The organism is Actinomyces sp. oral taxon 180 str. F0310 (assembly GCF_000185285.1).
GTDB lineage: Bacteria > Actinomycetota > Actinomycetes > Actinomycetales > Actinomycetaceae > Pauljensenia.
In genome coordinates, this window is the sequence record NZ_GL622194.1 from 369,570 (window position 1) to 385,935 (window position 16,366).

14 protein-coding genes are annotated in these 16,366 nt (G+C 67.9%); 7 read left to right on the forward strand and 7 right to left on the reverse strand.

Annotation, left to right across the window (positions count from 1 at the left end):
- Positions 1-170: 170 nt before the first annotated feature.
- The 3 genes from HMPREF9006_RS01645 (at position 171) to HMPREF9006_RS01655 (ending at position 5,712) form a co-directional block, all read left to right on the forward strand.
- Entirely contained in the window at positions 171-2,444 is a 2,274-nt protein-coding gene (locus tag HMPREF9006_RS01645) for a HelD family protein (RefSeq protein WP_009211788.1), read from the forward strand.
- A 53-nt stretch (positions 2,445-2,497) separates the two neighbouring features.
- Positions 2,498-3,703: a phosphoglycerate dehydrogenase gene (serA, locus tag HMPREF9006_RS01650; RefSeq protein ID WP_009211789.1), complete on the forward strand. Its 1,206-nt coding sequence runs from the start codon at positions 2,498-2,500 to the stop codon at positions 3,701-3,703.
- A gap of 86 nt (positions 3,704-3,789) precedes the next feature.
- On the forward strand, positions 3,790-5,712 hold the full coding sequence (locus HMPREF9006_RS01655; RefSeq protein ID WP_009211790.1) for an AMP-binding protein: 1,923 nt from the start codon (positions 3,790-3,792) through the stop codon (positions 5,710-5,712).
- A 38-nt stretch (positions 5,713-5,750) separates the two neighbouring features.
- On the opposite strand, the gene nrdR is transcribed toward HMPREF9006_RS01655, so the two are convergent.
- Positions 5,751-6,329, reverse strand: a complete 579-nt coding sequence (nrdR, locus tag HMPREF9006_RS01660) for a transcriptional regulator NrdR (RefSeq protein ID WP_034230840.1) — start codon at positions 6,327-6,329, stop codon at positions 5,751-5,753.
- Between the two features lie 50 nt (positions 6,330-6,379).
- Positions 6,380-6,844, reverse strand: coding sequence for a LysM peptidoglycan-binding domain-containing protein (locus tag HMPREF9006_RS01665; RefSeq protein ID WP_009211792.1), 465 nt, complete (start codon positions 6,842-6,844; stop codon positions 6,380-6,382).
- Positions 6,845-7,034: 190 nt separating this feature from the next.
- Here HMPREF9006_RS01665 and lexA point away from each other — a divergent pair, with 190 nt between their 5' ends.
- Positions 7,035-7,715: a transcriptional repressor LexA gene (lexA, locus tag HMPREF9006_RS01670; protein ID WP_009211793.1), complete on the forward strand. Its 681-nt coding sequence runs from the start codon at positions 7,035-7,037 to the stop codon at positions 7,713-7,715.
- A 59-nt stretch (positions 7,716-7,774) separates the two neighbouring features.
- Here the strand turns inward: lexA and HMPREF9006_RS01675 are convergent, their stop codons facing one another.
- The 3 genes from HMPREF9006_RS01675 to hflX all read right to left on the reverse strand — a co-directional run bounded on the left by HMPREF9006_RS01675 (position 7,775) and on the right by hflX (position 12,334).
- Entirely contained in the window at positions 7,775-8,764 is a 990-nt protein-coding gene (locus HMPREF9006_RS01675; RefSeq protein ID WP_009211794.1) for an L-lactate dehydrogenase, read from the reverse strand.
- A 100-nt stretch (positions 8,765-8,864) separates the two neighbouring features.
- Entirely contained in the window at positions 8,865-10,805 is a 1,941-nt protein-coding gene (locus HMPREF9006_RS01680; protein WP_009211795.1) for an ATP-dependent DNA helicase, read from the reverse strand.
- Positions 10,802-12,334: a GTPase HflX gene (gene hflX, locus HMPREF9006_RS01685; protein ID WP_034230842.1), complete on the reverse strand. Its 1,533-nt coding sequence runs from the start codon at positions 12,332-12,334 to the stop codon at positions 10,802-10,804. Before hflX ends, HMPREF9006_RS01680 begins: the two co-directional genes overlap by 4 nt.
- Before the next feature lie 87 nt (positions 12,335-12,421).
- Between hflX and HMPREF9006_RS01690 the strand changes: the two genes are divergently transcribed.
- Positions 12,422-13,036 carry a class I SAM-dependent methyltransferase gene (locus HMPREF9006_RS01690; RefSeq protein ID WP_009211797.1) on the forward strand — a complete coding sequence of 205 codons (615 nt, stop codon included), beginning with the start codon at positions 12,422-12,424 and terminating at the stop codon, positions 13,034-13,036.
- Between the two features lie 57 nt (positions 13,037-13,093).
- Here HMPREF9006_RS01690 and dapF read toward each other — a convergent pair whose 3' ends face one another.
- Positions 13,094-14,017 carry a diaminopimelate epimerase gene (gene dapF / locus HMPREF9006_RS01695; protein ID WP_009211798.1) on the reverse strand — a complete coding sequence of 308 codons (924 nt, stop codon included), beginning with the start codon at positions 14,015-14,017 and terminating at the stop codon, positions 13,094-13,096.
- 48 nt (positions 14,018-14,065) lie between these two features.
- On the reverse strand, positions 14,066-15,055 hold the full coding sequence (gene miaA, locus HMPREF9006_RS01700) for a tRNA (adenosine(37)-N6)-dimethylallyltransferase MiaA (RefSeq protein ID WP_009211799.1): 990 nt from the start codon (positions 15,053-15,055) through the stop codon (positions 14,066-14,068).
- 60 nt (positions 15,056-15,115) lie between these two features.
- On the opposite strand from miaA, the gene HMPREF9006_RS01705 reads away from it, so the two are divergent.
- Both HMPREF9006_RS01705 and HMPREF9006_RS01710 read left to right on the forward strand, forming a co-directional pair.
- Positions 15,116-15,562 carry a histidine kinase gene (locus HMPREF9006_RS01705; protein WP_009211800.1) on the forward strand — a complete coding sequence of 149 codons (447 nt, stop codon included), beginning with the start codon at positions 15,116-15,118 and terminating at the stop codon, positions 15,560-15,562.
- The gene (locus HMPREF9006_RS01710; RefSeq protein ID WP_009211801.1) at positions 15,555-16,091 is read left to right on the forward strand and encodes a YbjN domain-containing protein; all 537 of its coding nucleotides are present in this window, start codon (positions 15,555-15,557) and stop codon (positions 16,089-16,091) included. Before HMPREF9006_RS01705 ends, HMPREF9006_RS01710 begins: the two co-directional genes overlap by 8 nt.
- Positions 16,092-16,366 lie beyond the last annotated feature (275 nt).

Here is a 16,366-nt window from a genome sequence, read left to right on the forward strand (position 1 = left end):
CCTGGTGCTCGCTCTTCTCCCTCGCCTCTAACGTACCTGCGAGGCCCCCTCCTCGTCACGCGGGAGCGTGTTTTGAGCTTGAGGCGAAGTCGCACACACCGACACGCAGACGGGAGCACGGGAGGGAAAAGTGAGCAACAATAGAAGGCCACGAAAGACGAGGAGGCCCCATGGCAACACGCGCCGACCAGGAGTTTTCGACGGATCGTCCCCTGCCCGAACAGGACTTCGTCGACAGCGCCTACGAGCGTTTGGATTCTCTTCGCGCCTCGTACAGGGCGCGCCAGGGCCGGGTTCACTCGACCCACGGGGTCGGTAACGCGCAGGGCTGGACCGAACGCGAAGCGCTGTCCGCCCACCTGGGCGAGATGGCTGCGCGCCTCGAGGGCGTAGAAGAAAGGCTGGTCTTTGGTCGCCTCGATTTAGCGGATCGGTCCGTCCGTCACGTCGGCCGCCTGTCGCTGACCCGAGAAGACGGATCAACGCTGCTCGTGGACTGGCGTGCTCCCGCCGCGAGGCCCTTCTACCAGGCGACGTCGGCAGAGCCGGACGGGGTCGTTCGGCGCCGCCACATCTCCACCCGCGAGCGCCGCGTGACCGGGTTGGAAGACGAGCTCCTGGACGCGTCGCGCGCCTCGGGGCTGGAGTTGCAGGGCGAGGGAGCCCTCATGCACGCGCTGAGCGAGGCCCGCGACGGACGCATGGGAGACATCGTCGCGACCATTCAGTCCGAGCAGGACAGGATCATCCGCGCCTCCGACAGGGGTCTCCTCGTCGTGCAGGGCGGGCCGGGAACGGGAAAGACGGCGGTCGCATTGCATCGCATCGCCTATCTCCTGTACGCGCACCGCGAGCGCCTGGAGCGCTCGGGTGTTCTCCTGGTTGGCCCCTCCCCCCTGTTCCTGCGCTACATCGAGCAGGTGCTGCCCTCCCTGGGCGAGACGGGCGTGGTTTCGGTGACCCTGGGTGATCTCGTGCCGGGGGTGCGCGCTCGCGCGAGCGAGGACGAAAGGGTCGCCCGGATCAAGGGACTTCCCGCGTGGGCAACAATCATCCGCGAGGCGGTGCGCGCACTGGCGAAGCTGCCCGAGGGCGACCAGGTGCTGCGCGTGTGGAACCGGGAGGTCACGCTCCGGCGCACCGACGTGGAGGCCGCCAGGCGCAGGGCGAAGCGCTCGGGCCGCCCCCACAACACGGCCCGGGAGTCCTTCGCGAGGGAACTGATGGACGTCCTCGCTCGTCGTCTGGCCACGGAGGCCGGGGACGCCGACAGCGACGGGGTGGTCGAAGCGGAGGTGAGGCGCTCGTGGCTTGCGGAGATCCGCGACTCCGTGGACTGTCGGCGCGCCATTAACTCGGCGTGGATGCCGACGAGCGCCCAGACCCTGCTGCGTAGGCTCTACGCGCGTCCCGAGGTGCTGGCCGCGGCCAATAGGCGAGCCGGGTCTCCCCTGCGCGCCGAGGAGCTGGCCGCCGTGCGTCGAGCGCGCAATGCCCCGTGGAGCGTGCAGGATGTGCCGATCCTGGACGAGTGCGAGGAGCTTCTTGGTCCCATGCCCGCCTCGGCTCCGACCCGCGAGGCGGACGCCGCCGACGTTGAGCGGGCCCGCGCCGCGATCGAGGGACAGCACCTGGGCGGGGGCATCGTCACCGCCGAGATGCTCGCTGCTTCGGTCGGAGACGAGCCTTCCTGGACTCCGCTGTCCGAGCGTGCCGCGAAGGATCGAACGTGGGCGTACGGGCACATCGTCGTCGACGAGGCCCAGGAGCTGTCCCCGATGGCGTGGCGGTGCCTGCTGCGCAGGTGCCCGTCGCGCTCTTTCACCGTCGTGGGTGATTTGGATCAGCGACGCGGCCACGAGCGGCCGCCGTCGTGGGAGAAGGCTCTGGGGCCAGCCGCGCGGGCGCTGGCGGGAGAGTATGCGCTGACGGTCTCGTACCGAACCCCGGCGACGCTCACGAAGCTCGCCGAGGGGGTGCTCGCCCGTGCGGGCGCTCCCGTGCTGTATCCGATGACGGCAGTTCGCGACGTCGAGGGGTGTTACCGAGTGACCCGGGTGGAACCAACCACCCGGGCAGCCGCCTCGCGGACGGAGGAGGCCCTGCGCAAGGGGGTCGAGGCCGCCCGCCGCGAGGCGGAGGAGCGACTCGACCGCGAGGCGGGGGCCTCCAGGGGCCGCATTGCGATCATCGTGGGCGAGGAGCGCGCACGGGCGTGGGGGGCAGACCTGGGGGGCGAGACCGCGCTGTCTGAGCGCGTCAGCCTCCTGTCGGCCGTCGCCTCGAAGGGCCTCGAGTTCGACTCGGTGGTCCTCGTTGAGCCCGGCGAGATCGCCGCGGACGGCATCGGGGATCTTTTTGTCGCGCTCACTCGGGCCACCCACGACGTCCACGTTGTCCACGCCGAGGTGCTTCCGGCGGGCATGGACGAGTGGTCGTCGTGACCACACGGCGGCATGCCCACGCCCGGCATGGTCTCATCTGACATGATGGGACCATGACACGCGCACTGCTGCTTGAAAACCCGCACTCCATCGCCGACGACATCTTCGCTAAGTTCGGCATTGAGGTCACCCGCGTCACCGGAGCACTGTCCGAGGAGGACCTCATTGACGCTCTCGAGGGCGTCGATTACCTGGGGCTGCGCTCCAAGACGGAGGTGACCGAACGGGTCCTACGCGCGCGTCCGCACCTGACGGCGATAGGCGCGTTTTGCATCGGTACCAACCAGATCGATCTGGCGACCGCAACCGAGATGGGGATCGCCGTGTTCAACGCCCCCTACTCCAACACGCGTTCCGTCGTCGAGCTGGCGATCGGCGAGATCATCGATTTGTCCCGCCGGGTCACCGTGAAGAACTCTCGCCTGCACCGCGGCGTGTGGGACAAGAGCGCGGACGGCGCGCACGAGGTGCGCGGTCACACGCTGGGCATCATCGGCTACGGCAACATCGGCACCCAGCTGTCCGTCCTCGCCGAGGCCATGGGGCTCAACGTCATCTTCTATGACGCCGCCGAACGCCTGGCCCTGGGCAACGCGACGCAGATGCCGACCATGGAGGCCGTCCTGCGTGAGGCCGACATCGTCTCCGTGCACGTTGACGGCCAAGAATCCAACACCAACCTCATCGGGCGCAACGAGTTTGCGTTGATGAAGCCCGGGACCCTGTTCATCAACCTCTCCCGCGGGCACGTCGTCGACGTGGAGGCCCTTCACGCCGCGCTGGTCTCGGGACACCTTGGGGGCGCCGCCATCGACGTATTCCCCTCGGAGCCGCGCGCGAACGGCGACGCCTTCACCTCTCCCCTGGCGACGCTCGACAACGTGATCCTCACCCCACACATCGGCGGTTCGACCGAGGAGGCTCAGTACGACATCGGCCGGTTCGTCGCGGCCAAGATCGGCGAGTATCAGGCGAGTGGTTCCACCGACATGAGCGTGAACCTGCCGAACCTGACGATGAACTCCGCGCCGCGTTCGCGCTACCGCGTGCGCCTGATCCACCGCAACGTGCCGGGCGTCATGGCCCGCGTCAATCAGATCTTCGCCAGCTCACAGGCCAACGTCGACGCGCAGATCCTGGCCACCGTCGACGAGGTGGGCTACGCGCTCACGGACATTTCGGCGGGTCTCGGGCGTGGCGCCCTCGAAGAGTTGGCGCATATGCCCGAGACCGTGCGGTTGATTGCCACTCCGCTATAGGACTGTCGCATTCATCGCCTCCCGAGCTGGCCAAACGTCCGCCGAACTTACGGTATCGTAGGGTCATTGCTGCCGAAGGAGAACAGATGGAGCTTACGTCGTCGCTGCGCGCCCTGTACGCGCCCGGTGTTGCGTACGAGATCGCGACCCCGGACCGCACCATACCGGACATGGTCGCCGAGGTTGCCGCCCGCTACCCGAGCCGCGCCGCGATCGACTTCTTCGCCCGCCCGCTCACCTACTCTCAGCTGGTCGCGGACATGCGCAGGTGCGCCGGGGCGCTCCGCCAGGCGGGGGTTCGCCCCGGCGACCGAGTCGCCCTAGTAATCCCGAACTGCCCGCAGCACGCGGTCGCCGTGCTCGGCACGATGCTCCTCGGAGCCATCGTGGTGGAACACAATCCCTTGGCACCGGCGGAGGAACTGCGAGGGGAGTACGGCAGGCACGGGGCGCGCGTCACGATCGCCTGGTCGAAGTCCCTCGACAAGCTCACCTTTCTCGGCAGGGGGCACACGACCTTTGCGCTGGATCTGACGACGGCTCTGCCCGCGGCCTCGCGTTGGGCCTTGCGCCTGCCGCTCAAGGCGGCCCGCGAGAAGCGCGACATGCTCTCGAGCCCGCACCCGCGGTGGGTGCGTTCCTGGGCCCGCGCCCTGCGCGAGGCCACCCCGTGGGAGGGTTCTTGCCCCGCCGCCGTCGGCGACGTCGCGCTCCTCATCCACACGGGAGGAACGACCGGCGTGCCTAAGGCCGCCGCACTCACGCATGCGAATCTGATGGCCAACGTCGAAGAATCCATCGCATGGGTGCCCGTCCTGCACGAGGGCGCCGAGGTGTTCTACTGCATCCTGCCTCTCTTCCACGCCTTTGGTTTCACGATCGGATTCCTCGCAGGCCTGCGTTTGGGGGCAACGATCGCGATGTTCCCAAAGTTCGACACGGCGATGGTTCTCACCGCCCAGCGACGCCTGCCCTGCACCTTCTTCCTCGGCGTTCCCCCCATGTACGAGCGGCTGCTCGCTGCAGCCGCAGGAGGGGAGGCCGACCTGTCCTCCATTCGTTTCTCCCTCTCGGGCGCCATGCCACTGTCGGCATCCCTGGCTGACAAGTGGGAGCAGGCCACCGGCGGGCTCATGATTGAGGGCTACGGGATGACGGAGGCCTCCCCGATCCTCCTGGGGTCGCCCCTGGCCTCCTCTCGAGCGCGGGGCGCGCTGGGGATCCCCTACCCGTCGACCCAGGTCCGCATCGTCGACCCCGAGCATCCCGACCAGGACGTGGCGCTCGGCGAGGTCGGCGAGCTCATCGCTCGAGGGCCTCAGGTGTTTTCCGGCTATTGGAACCAGGAGGAGGAGACGTCCGAGGCGTTCACCTCCGATGGATGGCTGCGCACGGGCGACCTGGTCCAGGTGCGCGACGGGTTCATCTACATGGCCGACCGCCGCAAGGAGATGATCAACTCCTCGGGGTTCAATGTCTACCCCTCTCAGGTCGAGGATGCGGTGCGCTCCATGCCGGGCGTGCGTGACGTCGCGGCGATCGGGGTTCCCGCCGGTGAATCCGGTGAGGACGTCGTGGCCGCCATCGTCTTGGAAGCGGGAGCGTCCGTGACCCTGTCGGATCTGCGCACGTGGGCAGAGAAGTCGCTGGCGCACTACGCGTTGCCCCGCCAGATCGTCGTCATGAGCGAGCTGCCCCGTTCTCAGCTGGGCAAGGTCATGCGCAAGAAGGTCCGCGAGCAGATCATGGGTGCACAGGCGGCGGCCTCGGATGCGGCCGCCGGAGCGCGCGAGGCCGTGGCTGGGGCCCGCGAGTCCGTCTCCGAGGCCGTGGCCGACGCGCGCGAGTCGCTGTCCGAGGCCGTAGCAGGGGCCCGGGAGTCTCTGTCGGAGGCTGTGGCCGGCGCCCGCGAGGCAGCGTCGGGAGCGTCTGCGGAAGCGGGGGCAGCGGTGCGCCGCTTCACCTCGCGCGTCAACGAGCGTCAACCGGGCAGCGAGGAGCGCCCCTAGCGGCGCCTCCGGGCACGCCGCTTCTTCGCGTGCACGGGCTACTCGTCGCCCAGGAGGGTGGGAGCGTTCGCGGTGCGCTTGCGCGCTGCGCGGGCTTTGCGCGGCTTTTTCGCGGGCTGCGACGGCGAGGCGGGGGCCCCGTCCGAGACCGTCTGTTTCCGTGCGCCGCCGGTCGACCGCTCCCGCAGCGCTTGGATCGCTTCGTCGAAGTCTTCGAGGGTGTCGAAGGCTTGGTAGACGGAAGCGAAGCGCAGATAGGCGATGACGTCGAGATCGCGCAGAAACGGCAGGATAGCCTTGCCGACCTCGTTGGTTGACACATTGGATACGCCCGTGGATCGCAGCTGTTCCTCAACCTGCTGGGCGAGGATGGCGAGTTGGTCATCCGACACGGGACGGCCTTGGCAGGCCTTCTTCACTCCGGAAACAACCTTGTTCCGGGAAAAAGACTCGACCACACCCGAGCGTTTGACGACCTGAAAGGACGAGGTTTCGAGCGTCGTAAAGCGCTTCTTGCAGTGCGTGCACTCGCGACGACGCCGAATCGACGCGCCGTCGTCCGCGATGCGTGTATCCACGACGCGCGAGTCCGGGTTATGGCAAAACGGGCAGTGCACCCCTCAACGGTACACGCTCACCCCGCGCCCTGTCAGTGCCACAAAGGCTCCTAGCGGATGGGGACGACTACGCGTTGACCGGGCTGGAGCGCACCGCGCACATCATTCAGTCGCTCGATGTCGGCGACGACCTCCTCGAGGGGGCGTTCAGTATTGACGCCCTGGGCCAGCGACCACACCGAGTCTCCGCTGACGACAGACTTCGTGACCGTCGGACCGTCGTAGGCGCTCGGCTGAAGAGCCACACCGAGCGCCCCGGCGCCCACCGTCAGGGCGAGCGTGGTGATTGCTCCCATTACCAGGCCTCGCCGCGAGGAACGCTCCCTCCGCCTGGGGGCGACGGGAACGCGAAGGAAGGAGGGATCATCGCCGCGCTGCGCCGAGAGGCGGCGCCGGGCCGAGGGCGCGGAGGAAATGTCACGAACCGTCGCCAGGGGGGAGTCCTCCACGGCACGCAGCGGCGAGCGGCGCGCTGGGAAGGAGACGGCGTGCTTCGAAGCGAAGGGAACACTCATGAGGAACCTCCAAGACAACTCAATCGAACATCTGTTCGTCGAACACGTGTACGATAGCATGTGTAGAACCCAATGTCGAGACCCGCTCGAACATGTGTTTCATGACCGGCAGATCTCGTCATATCCTTGACGCATCCAGTGGACTCCACTGCATGCACATCTGCGTCCGCCTCGAGACCAAGGAGAGCCCATGACAGAGCGTCCTATCAGCGATCGACACCGCGCCATCCTGCGCGTCATCAACGAAAAGCTCAGCTCCAACGGCTTTCCCCCCTCTGTGCGCGAGATCGCATCTGCCGTCGGGTTGGCCTCACCTTCGACCGTCAAGCACCACCTCGACGCCCTCGAGGCGGAGGGGTACCTGGTGCGCGAGCCGGGGTTGCCCCGCGCCCTCGATCTGACTCAGCGCGCACGCGAAGAGCTCGGCATCACCGGCTCCGCGCCTGTGTCGAGCGGCGTTGTTCGCATCGAGGTCCCGATCTCGCACGTGGAGGAGGAGGGTACGCCAATCCCCCTCGTGGGGCGCATCGCGGCCGGCGCACCGATCACGGCCGAACAGCACGTCGAGGATGTCTTCCGCCTGCCGACGTCCATGACCGGACACGGGGATCTCTTCATGCTCGAGGTCAGCGGCGATTCCATGGTCGATGCGGGCATCTTTGATGGAGACTACGTTGTCATCCGCTCGCAGAACGAGGCGCGCAACGGCGAGTACGTCGCGGCGATGATCGACGGGGAGGCCACGGTCAAGGAGCTCTCCGTCACGGGCGGGCACGTCTGGTTGCTTCCGCACAACCGGGACTACTCCCCTATCCCGGGCGACGAGGCCACCATCCTCGGCAAGGTCGTCACCGTCATTCGCTCGCTCTAGGCCAATGGTGTGGCGCCGCCCCCGAGGGGGCGGCGCCACACCATGAGGAGAATCCGCCGTCAGAAGCCGAGGTCACGAGCGACCTGGCGCAGTCGCTCGGCAGACGCGGTCAGTCCGTCACGCTCGTTGAGGGTCAGCGGCGGGTTGAGCACACGCCCGGCGCCGTCGCGCCCAACGATCGTTGGCGCCGCCATGACGACATCGGAGATGCCCTCCCAGTCCTCGAGCAGCGTTGAGATCGTCAGGACGCGCTGCTCGTCTCGCAGGACAGCACCCGCGATCTTCGAGGCGGCCAGGCCGATCGCGTAGTTCGTGGCCCCCTTACCCTCGATAATCTTGTAGGCGCTCTGCACAACTTCCTGCGCGATCGAGGCACGCAGCGCGGAATCGAACACTCCGCCGCTGAGGGTCGGTCCCCACTGCGAAAGGGGAACGTTGCCGATCTCCGCGCTGGACCACAGGGCCACCTCGGAGTCGCCGTGCTCGCCCGCGATGTAGGCGTGAATATTCTGAGTGGCCACGCCCGTCTCACGCGAGACGAGGTAACGAAGCCGGGAGGTATCAAGCACCGTGCCCGATCCGAAGACCTGGTTGCGGGGCAGCCCAGTGATCTTCAGCGCAGCGTAGGTCACGACGTCAACGGGGTTCGTGATGAACATGAAGCGCGCGTCGGGAGCGACTTTTTGCAGGTTCGGAACGATCTTCTTCATCAGGTTCACCGTCGAACCGGCAAGCTCGAGGCGGGATTGTCCGGGCTGCTGCTTAGCTCCGGCGGTCACGATGATCAGGTCAGATCCGGCGACGATCTCCACGTCGTCGGATCCTTCAATCGATCCGGCCGGAGTGAACTGGATACCGTGGGCCATGTCGAGGGCCTCGGCCTCAACCTTGGCCTTGTTGATATCCTGCAGGACGATTGAACGGGCATCGCCACGCATTGCACACGCATAGGCGACTGCCGTGCCAACGGCGCCGGCGCCGATGATGGCAATCTTGGAGGGTCGTCCGGAGGACTTTGCCGGGTACAGGGTCTGCGCTTGATTTTCCACGAGTGTCTCCTAGAGTCTGCGGGCATTTCTATTGTCGCAGATAGTGCCCCGGGCGCGACCGTAATCTGCACGACGTTTTACTCCGGCCGGCCTCCCGCATCTATTCCTTCCGGGAAGCGGCGAGCCGCCGCAGGGCACCACGCACAACCTGCGGGTCGGTAGTCGGCCACATGGGTGGCAGGGAACGCATGATGAAGCCGCCGTAGCGCTTTGTCGCAACGCGCGGATCCAGGATCGCCACGACCCCACGGTCCTCGTTCGAGCGCAGCAACCGTCCCGTCCCCTGCGCCATCATGAGCGCCGCATGGGTGAGCGACACGGACATGAAACCGTTGCCACCCCGGCGCTCGACGTCCATGGAGCGCGCCTTGGCGACGGGATCATCGGGGCGCGGGAAAGGAATCTTGTCGATGACGACCAGGCGACAGGCATCCCCCACCACGTCGACGCCCTGCCACAGTGAGATGGTACCCACCAGGCACGAGTCGCGTTCGTCGCGGAAGCGTTGAATCAGGTGAGCGAGAGTCTCCTCCCCCTGCAGGTAGACTCTCAGGTCCGTGCGTTCTCGCAGGGCCTGAGCGCCCGCGATGGCGCCGCGCCGCGACGCGAAGAGCGCAAGCACTCCCCCCGCCGACGCGCGGGCGAGATCGACGAGTTCGTCGAGCAGCTGATCGGAGGGGCCCTCGCGCCCCGGGGGCGGCAGGTGGGTTGCCACGTACCGGATCCCCTGTTGGGCGTGGTCAAAGGGGGACCCCACGTCAATGCCGTGCCACGGCACCCCCGACACCGCCATCCCCGCCTGGGCGGCAATATACTCAAAGCTCCCTCCCAGTGCCAGAGTCGCCGACGTCAGTATCGCGGGGCGCTGGCCAATTCCGACGCCGCCGATGGCGCCCGACACGTCGAGCGGCCCCACCGTCAGGCGCGCGTTCTCGGACTCATCCTTCGTGATGTAGGCAATCGAGCGGTCGGGGTCGCGTCCCCATTCGTCGATGGCTCCGATCAGTTCGTCAACCGCCGCGCGCGCCAGCGCCTTGGCGGCCGGCTCCCCCTGCGCGTCTGAGACCTCGTGGCTTGCGCGCCGGGCGGCCCCATCCAGCGCCGTCATGGCGTGCGTGAGCGCCTCGGGCCGATACTCCAGCAGGCCCTCGGGCAGGGGGGCAAGGGCAGCCCCGAGGCCTACCCCAGCCTCGTCGAGGTCCGCCGAATCCACCGACAGGTTGGAGCGGAGGGAACGGGCCACGCGGCTCACGCGTGCCACCGTCAGGTCGGCGGCTGCCTGGGATCGCACGCGATCGGCCAGCTCGTGGGCTTCGTCGACGACGACGGCGTCATAGTCTCCGAAGAGCTCGCCCTCCGTGCACGCGTTGATGCCGAAGAGGAAGTGGTTGGTGACGACCACATCCGCCTCGGTGGCCTGCGTGCGCGCCTCCTGAGCGAAGCACTCGTCAATGAGCGGGCAATGCTTGCCCAGGCACTCGGGCTTGGTCACCGACGCGTGGTGCCACGCGCGGTCGGAAACACCGGGCGTCAGATCGTCGCGATCCCCGCTTTCCGTCTCGCCGATCCACTCGCGGATGCGCATAATCTCGCCGCCGAGCTGTCCCGTCGGCCCCGCCTCCAGGTCTCGGCCCTCGAAGAGCGTCCCCTCGGCCGGATACCCTCCGTCGAGCTTGTGCATGCACGCGTAGTTCTGCCAGCCTTTGAGGACCGCGACCTTCAGCCGCACACCCGTCACCGACGCGACCGCATCGATCGCCACGGGCGCATCCTTGACGAGAATCTGGCGCTGCAACGCAAGGGTCGCCGTCGACACGACGCCCCTGACCCCGCGCGTCGCGCAGTGCGTCAGCAGAGGCACGAGGTATCCGAGCGACTTGCCGGTCCCGGTGCCGGCCTGGACAAGCAGGTGCGTGCGATCCTCCAGGGCGGCCGCCCCTTCGGAGACCATCGATGCCTGTCCCTCGCGGGTGACCCCGCCCATCGCGGCGACGGCGGCATCGAGGACTCGCCCCGACGCCTCGACCAGGTCGTCGCTCACGCGCCGGTCACCGCCGTGCCGGCGACGGTTCCGCGCACCGCCTCACGCGCGACGACGGCCGCCAGTGCTACATCGACGCGTGCGACGATCCGAGTACCGGCCTCCACGTACTCCTCCCGTTCCACCTCTCCTTCCTCGTGGATCCGATGCACGAGGGAGCCAGCCGAGTAAGGCAGGACAGCGTCAACGCAGACCCGCGGGCGCGGCAGCATGTCTTCCACGGCGGCGCGCAGCGCGTCCACGCCCCATCCGGTGCGCGCGCTCAGGGCCACCGCCCCGGGAAACACGGTGCGCAGAAGCGCGATCTGCTCGGGGGAGGCAAGGTCCGCTTTGTTCAGGGCGATCAACTCGGGAATGTCGCGGGCGCCCTCGATCGTGTCGATGACGGAGCGAACGGCCTGAACCTGAGACACCGGATCAGGGTGGGCGGCGTCCACGACGTGGACGATGAGATCCGCCTGCCCCACCTCTTCCAGGGTCGAGCGGAAAGCCTCCACCAGCTGGGTCGGCAGGTTTCGCACGAATCCGACGGTGTCCGTCAGCGTGTACTCGCGCCCGTCGGCCGCGCGCGCCCGGCGCACGGTGGGGTCCAGGGTCGCAAAGAGCGCATCCTGGACGAGCACGCCCGCGTCCGTCAGGCGGTTGAGCAGCGTCGATTTGCCCGCGTTGGTGTACCCGGCGATGGCCACCGAGGGCACCGCCCCCCTGCGACGAGACTGACGCTGCGTGCGCCGCGCCGGCTCCATCCGGGCGATATCCGCTTTCAGCTTCGCCATGCGCGTGCGGATACGACGCCGATCCAGTTCGATCTTCGTTTCGCCGGGTCCGCGCGACCCGATGCCCGCTCCCCCGGCGACGCGTCCGCCGGCCTGGCGGGACATGGACTCGCCCCATCCGCGCAGTCGCGGCAGCAGGTACTCAAGCTGGGCGAGTTCCACCTGGGCTTTGCCCTCGCGCGACTTGGCATGCTGGGCAAAAATATCGAGGATGAGGGCGGTGCGGTCCACGACCTTGGCATCCACGACGTCTTCAAGGCCTCGGCGCTGGGAGGGTGCTAGCTCCTCGTCGACGATGACGGTGTCGGCCTCCACGGCACGAACGATCTCGGCGAGCTCACGCGCCTTTCCGGACCCCAAGTAGGTCGCCGGGTCGGGCTTGGAACGGCGCTGAATGATGCCGTCGAGAACCCTGGAACCGGCCGTCTCAGCAAGCGCGGCGAGCTCCCGTAACGAGTTCTCCGCCTCCTCCTCGCTCTGCGTGGTGCGCAGTCCAACAAGCACGACCTTCTCGAGGCGCACCTGACGGTACTCGACCTCGGAAATGTCGTCGCGATCCGAGGCCCCCGTATCGACGCGCCGCGTCCCCGCTCTCGCCTCGCGCTCGAGTTCCCCGGCGTCCCCCGAATGGTCCTGCCCCGAGGTCGAGGCGAGCGCGGTCCCCGAACGCGCAAGGATGCGCGCGACAACATCGTTGACGCGCTGGTCGCGGCGCGCGGTCGCGTCGTCGGAGCCGTTGGGGGTCGTGTCCATATCCGTCCTTCTCATGGGGGGGATTCCAGTGTCGCACGGACGGTCCTCATCTGCGCCGTCGCACGCGCCCGCGATAGGCTGAGTGCCGTGGACGATCAGTATTTCACCGACTCCTCCCCCGCACGCGGCGACGAGACTCGCCTCCTTGAGGTGAGCGCCCGCGGCTTCACGCTGTCGATGCGTGTCTCCTCTCGCGTGTTTTCTGCCTCCAAGCTGGACACCGGCACGCGCCAGCTCCTTGAGGTTGCCCCGGACCTGCCCCCTCGTGGAGCGCTCCTGGACCTGGGGTGCGGGTGGGGGCCCCTAGCGACCGTCATGTCGCTGGAGGCTCCCCGCTGCGAGGTGTGGGCGGTGGACGTCAACTCGCGGGCGGTCGACCTGACGGCCCGAAACGCGGCTGCCAACGGAGCGAGCGGCGTGCGCGCGCTCAAGGCCTGCGAAGCGCTCGCCGAGTCTGTGCGCTCAGCAACCTTCTTCGACGTCATCTGGTCCAATCCCCCCGTGCGTATCGGCAAGGAAGCGATGCACGAGATGCTCTCGCAGTGGTTGGGGCGCCTGGCGCCCGAGGGGTTCGCGTACCTGGTGGTCCAGCGTCATCTCGGGGCGGACTCGCTGATCGCGTGGCTCAACGATCAGGGTTTGGCGGCGCGCAAGTACGCGTCGAAGAAGGGCTACCGCATCATCGAGGTGCGCCGAGGCTGAGGGGCAGCTCCTCCTCCCCCGCTCCCGGAGGCGGGCACGCCGGAGTTGCCCGGGCGATCACGCAAGCCGAATGTCGGCGACGCGCATCGCGGGACCGGTGAGCAGCACGGACGCGTTCGTCACGCGCGGCGTACCCCCCGACCAGTCAATGACTCCGTCCAGCCCCACGCTCACCCTTCCTCCGGGGACATCGACGACCCATTGGGTGGGGGCCGTCGCTCCGCGCCGCAACGCCGTTGCCAGGGCGGCCGCGCAGCAGCCGGTTCCGCAGGCCTGGGTTTCGCCCACGCCCCTCTCGAGGACCCGCATCGCGATGTGGCCCAGCGACGAGCCGGGCGTGGTCAGGTCAACGACGAGTTCGAGGTTCGTGCCCGAGGCTGGCTCGGGAGCGTAGGAGGGGCGCTGGCCCGGGGCAAGGCGCGACACGTCGATCGTCGGAAGAGTGACGCCGCGCAGGGTCTCCTCGTCGGCCAGTTCGACGACCGTATGGGGGTTCGGCATGTCCACCCACAGGCCCCCCAGGACGCCGTCGACGCCGGGGATCCGCACCTCGATCGTCTCGCTGGCGGGGGAAGCTGCCGCGCCCATGTCGACGCGGTAGTGGGCTCCGTGCCCGCCATCTTCCTCCAGCGGGGTGACCCGTTTGATTCCGCCGCGCGTGACCACGTCCAGCGTCGCGCCGAGCGGCAGGTCCACGAGGCCCTCCCTCCTCAGGTGATCGACGAACACGCGCACGCCGTTGCCGCACATCTCGGCCTTGGATCCATCGGCGTTGCGATAGTCCATGAACCAACTCCCGTCGCGTTGAACCGCGCGGATGAAGCCGTCGGCGCCGATGCCGAAAGCCGGCGAACACAGGGTCGCCACCTCAGCCTCGCTGGGGTCGTACTGGTCGAATTGATCGGTCGCGACGACGAAGGAGTTGCCCGCGCCGTGGGCCTTGAAGACGCGCGCGTGACGGGGAAGCTGGGGAAACACCATGACCTCACCGTAGCGCCCTCGCGCTCTACCGCGCAGGAGCAAACCGCGTTAGGCGCGTCGTGGCGTCCGATCCGCCTGCGCGCGCATCAGGTCCACCGCCCGCGCGGCCACGGCGTCCTCCCCGCCGAGCTCCTCCACGTCCAGCCAGTGGACGCGAGGATCGGGGCGCAGCCACTTCAACTGACGCCTGGCCAGCTGACGCGTCGCTCGCGCGATCGACTCCTCGGCTTCCTCCTCGCTCATCTGGCCATCGATGACGGCCAGCGCCTGCGAGTACCCGGTCGCACGGGACGCGGTCTTTGCCTCGCGCAGCCCCTCATCGATGAGGGAGCGGACCTCCTCGATGAGGCCGGCGCGCATCATCGCCCGCGTGCGCACCCCGATGCGTTTGTCCAAAGACTCCAGCGGGCGGCGCAGCGCGACCATGATCGCAGGCGAGAAAAACTCGTGGCGCGGCATGGAAGCCGAATAGGGGCGTCCTGTGACCTCGATGACCTCGAGCGCACGCACGATGCGGCGCTCGTTTCGCGGGTCGATCCTGGTCGCGGAGATCGGGTCGAGGGAGGCGAGGCGCTCGTGCAGGCTGCGGACTCCGCCGGGGCCCTCGGCCTGACGCTGCAGGCGGGCGCGCACGTGAGGATCGGTGCCGGGAAAGTCGATGACGTCCAGGAGGGCGCGCTGGTAGAGTCCCGATCCTCCGGCGACCACTGCCACGCCGCCGCGCTCGTGAATATCGGCGACGTCGGCTCGCGCGTGCTTCTGGTAGGCGGCGACGGAGGCTTCGTCGCGGACGCTGAGCACGTCGATCTGGTGGTGGCGAATCCCGCGGCGCTCGCTCACGGGAGTCTTCGCGGTTCCCACGTCCATTCCCCGGTACAGCTGCAGCGCGTCAGCGGACACGATCTCCCCGTGGCCCGGCGCGCCGAGCACGTCGGGAAGCACGAGGGCCAGCTCGAGGGCGAGATCCGACTTGCCCGATGCAGTGGGTCCCACGACCGCACAGAGCACGTCAGAGGCGCGATTGACCGAAGACTCCATGAGAACCAGTGTACGGGCAGGTGCGCCCGATACCGCCGGGCAGCGGCTAGGCTTAGGGCCATGAGTACAACAGACACGCCCCCGGTGACTCTCGACAGAGTCACCCACGCCGTCGAGGCCGCGGGCCTCATCCCCTTCGTGTCCGCCACCGGTCAGGTCGCGGCGATCCTGCCCAACCGAACCCTGCGCATCGCCGTGCCCGAAGGACACCCCGTTCAGGGGGTCGCTGAGTACCCGCGTTTCTTTGATGCCTCTCACGCCGAAGCGATCGCGTCCGCCGTTCGTCGGCTCAACGCATCAACCTACCTACCGAAGATCACTTCCGCGCCCACCGATGCGGGAACGATCGCGCTGCGTTTACAACACACCTTCAACTGGGTGGCCGGCGCCACCGACGCCCAGGTCACCGCCGAGGTTTCCCAGTTCATCATGGCATCGGTGGCCATGATGAACCAGCTTGATGTGACGTTCCCCGACCAGTGGACCAAGGAGGGCCGCGATGCCTGAGTGGAAGAGCTTTACCGTCGGCGAGGGAGGCACTGCGATGCCCGCTCCCGCCGCGCCGACTCCCGCGATGGAGCCCGACGACTTCGCGGCCAAGTGGGGCACCGAGGTCGCCGAGGTGACGATCGAGCGTATCGAGAACGTCCTGAAGGGCGACGGTTTGCCGCACGGCTCGGGCGAGTTCATCGCCGTGACCGAGCTGGAGGATGTACGCTTCCAGATCCACCGTGAGCCGGCTGACTCGCCGTGGGCGCAGATCGAGACGCGTATTGTTCCGGTCGGCGAGGGCCACACCGAGGCGTCTTTGCAGGAGGTCGCGAATCGGTGGAACACCGACCACCTGCAGCCGACCGTCTTTCCCATCGAAAACTCCGATGAGTGGGTGATGGTGGCTGCCTCGCGTTTCTTCGTGGGTGAGGGGCTGTCGGATCGACAGATTCACGCAATGCTGCGCAGGGGACTCATCATCGGGCTATCGGCAGCGCGTGAGCTGCCCGGCCTTCTCGGCCAGGATCGCACGCCCGAGGCGTGAGGGAGGGCCGTCTCCCGCCACCCGTGCCCCGCTGCCGGCTCTGAACTGCGCGCCGGGAGCGGGGCACTCTTGGTAGCGTGCGCCGACCACTTGCGACGGTGCGACGCGCGCCGCGCTAACGGCCGAGGCACCGATCGCTCGGGGGGCTCGGATCGACCCGCACTGCCAAGAGTGCTCCCGCATGCCGATCGTCTCATCGTCGTGACGATCGCCACGAAGCTAAGGTAGCTCATGAGCACTGCATCACATGCACGTTTGGCGCTGACGTTTTCTCA

Excerpts from the sequence above, each read along its gene's own strand:
- HMPREF9006_RS01645 (WP_009211788.1), top strand. The coding sequence starts at position 171 with ATGGCAACACGCGCCGACCAGGAGTTTTCGACGGATCGTCCCCTGCCC.
- serA (WP_009211789.1), top strand. The coding sequence starts at position 2,498 with ATGACACGCGCACTGCTGCTTGAAAACCCGCACTCCATCGCCGACGAC.
- HMPREF9006_RS01655 (WP_009211790.1), top strand. The coding sequence starts at position 3,790 with ATGGAGCTTACGTCGTCGCTGCGCGCCCTGTACGCGCCCGGTGTTGCG.
- HMPREF9006_RS01665 (WP_009211792.1), bottom strand. The coding sequence starts at position 6,844 with ATGAGTGTTCCCTTCGCTTCGAAGCACGCCGTCTCCTTCCCAGCGCGC.
- lexA (WP_009211793.1), top strand. The coding sequence starts at position 7,035 with ATGACAGAGCGTCCTATCAGCGATCGACACCGCGCCATCCTGCGCGTC.
- hflX (WP_034230842.1), bottom strand. The coding sequence starts at position 12,334 with ATGGACACGACCCCCAACGGCTCCGACGACGCGACCGCGCGCCGCGAC.
- dapF (WP_009211798.1), bottom strand. The coding sequence starts at position 14,017 with ATGGTGTTTCCCCAGCTTCCCCGTCACGCGCGCGTCTTCAAGGCCCAC.
- miaA (WP_009211799.1), bottom strand. The coding sequence starts at position 15,055 with ATGGAGTCTTCGGTCAATCGCGCCTCTGACGTGCTCTGTGCGGTCGTG.
- HMPREF9006_RS01705 (WP_009211800.1), top strand. The coding sequence starts at position 15,116 with ATGAGTACAACAGACACGCCCCCGGTGACTCTCGACAGAGTCACCCAC.
- HMPREF9006_RS01710 (WP_009211801.1), top strand. The coding sequence starts at position 15,555 with ATGCCTGAGTGGAAGAGCTTTACCGTCGGCGAGGGAGGCACTGCGATG.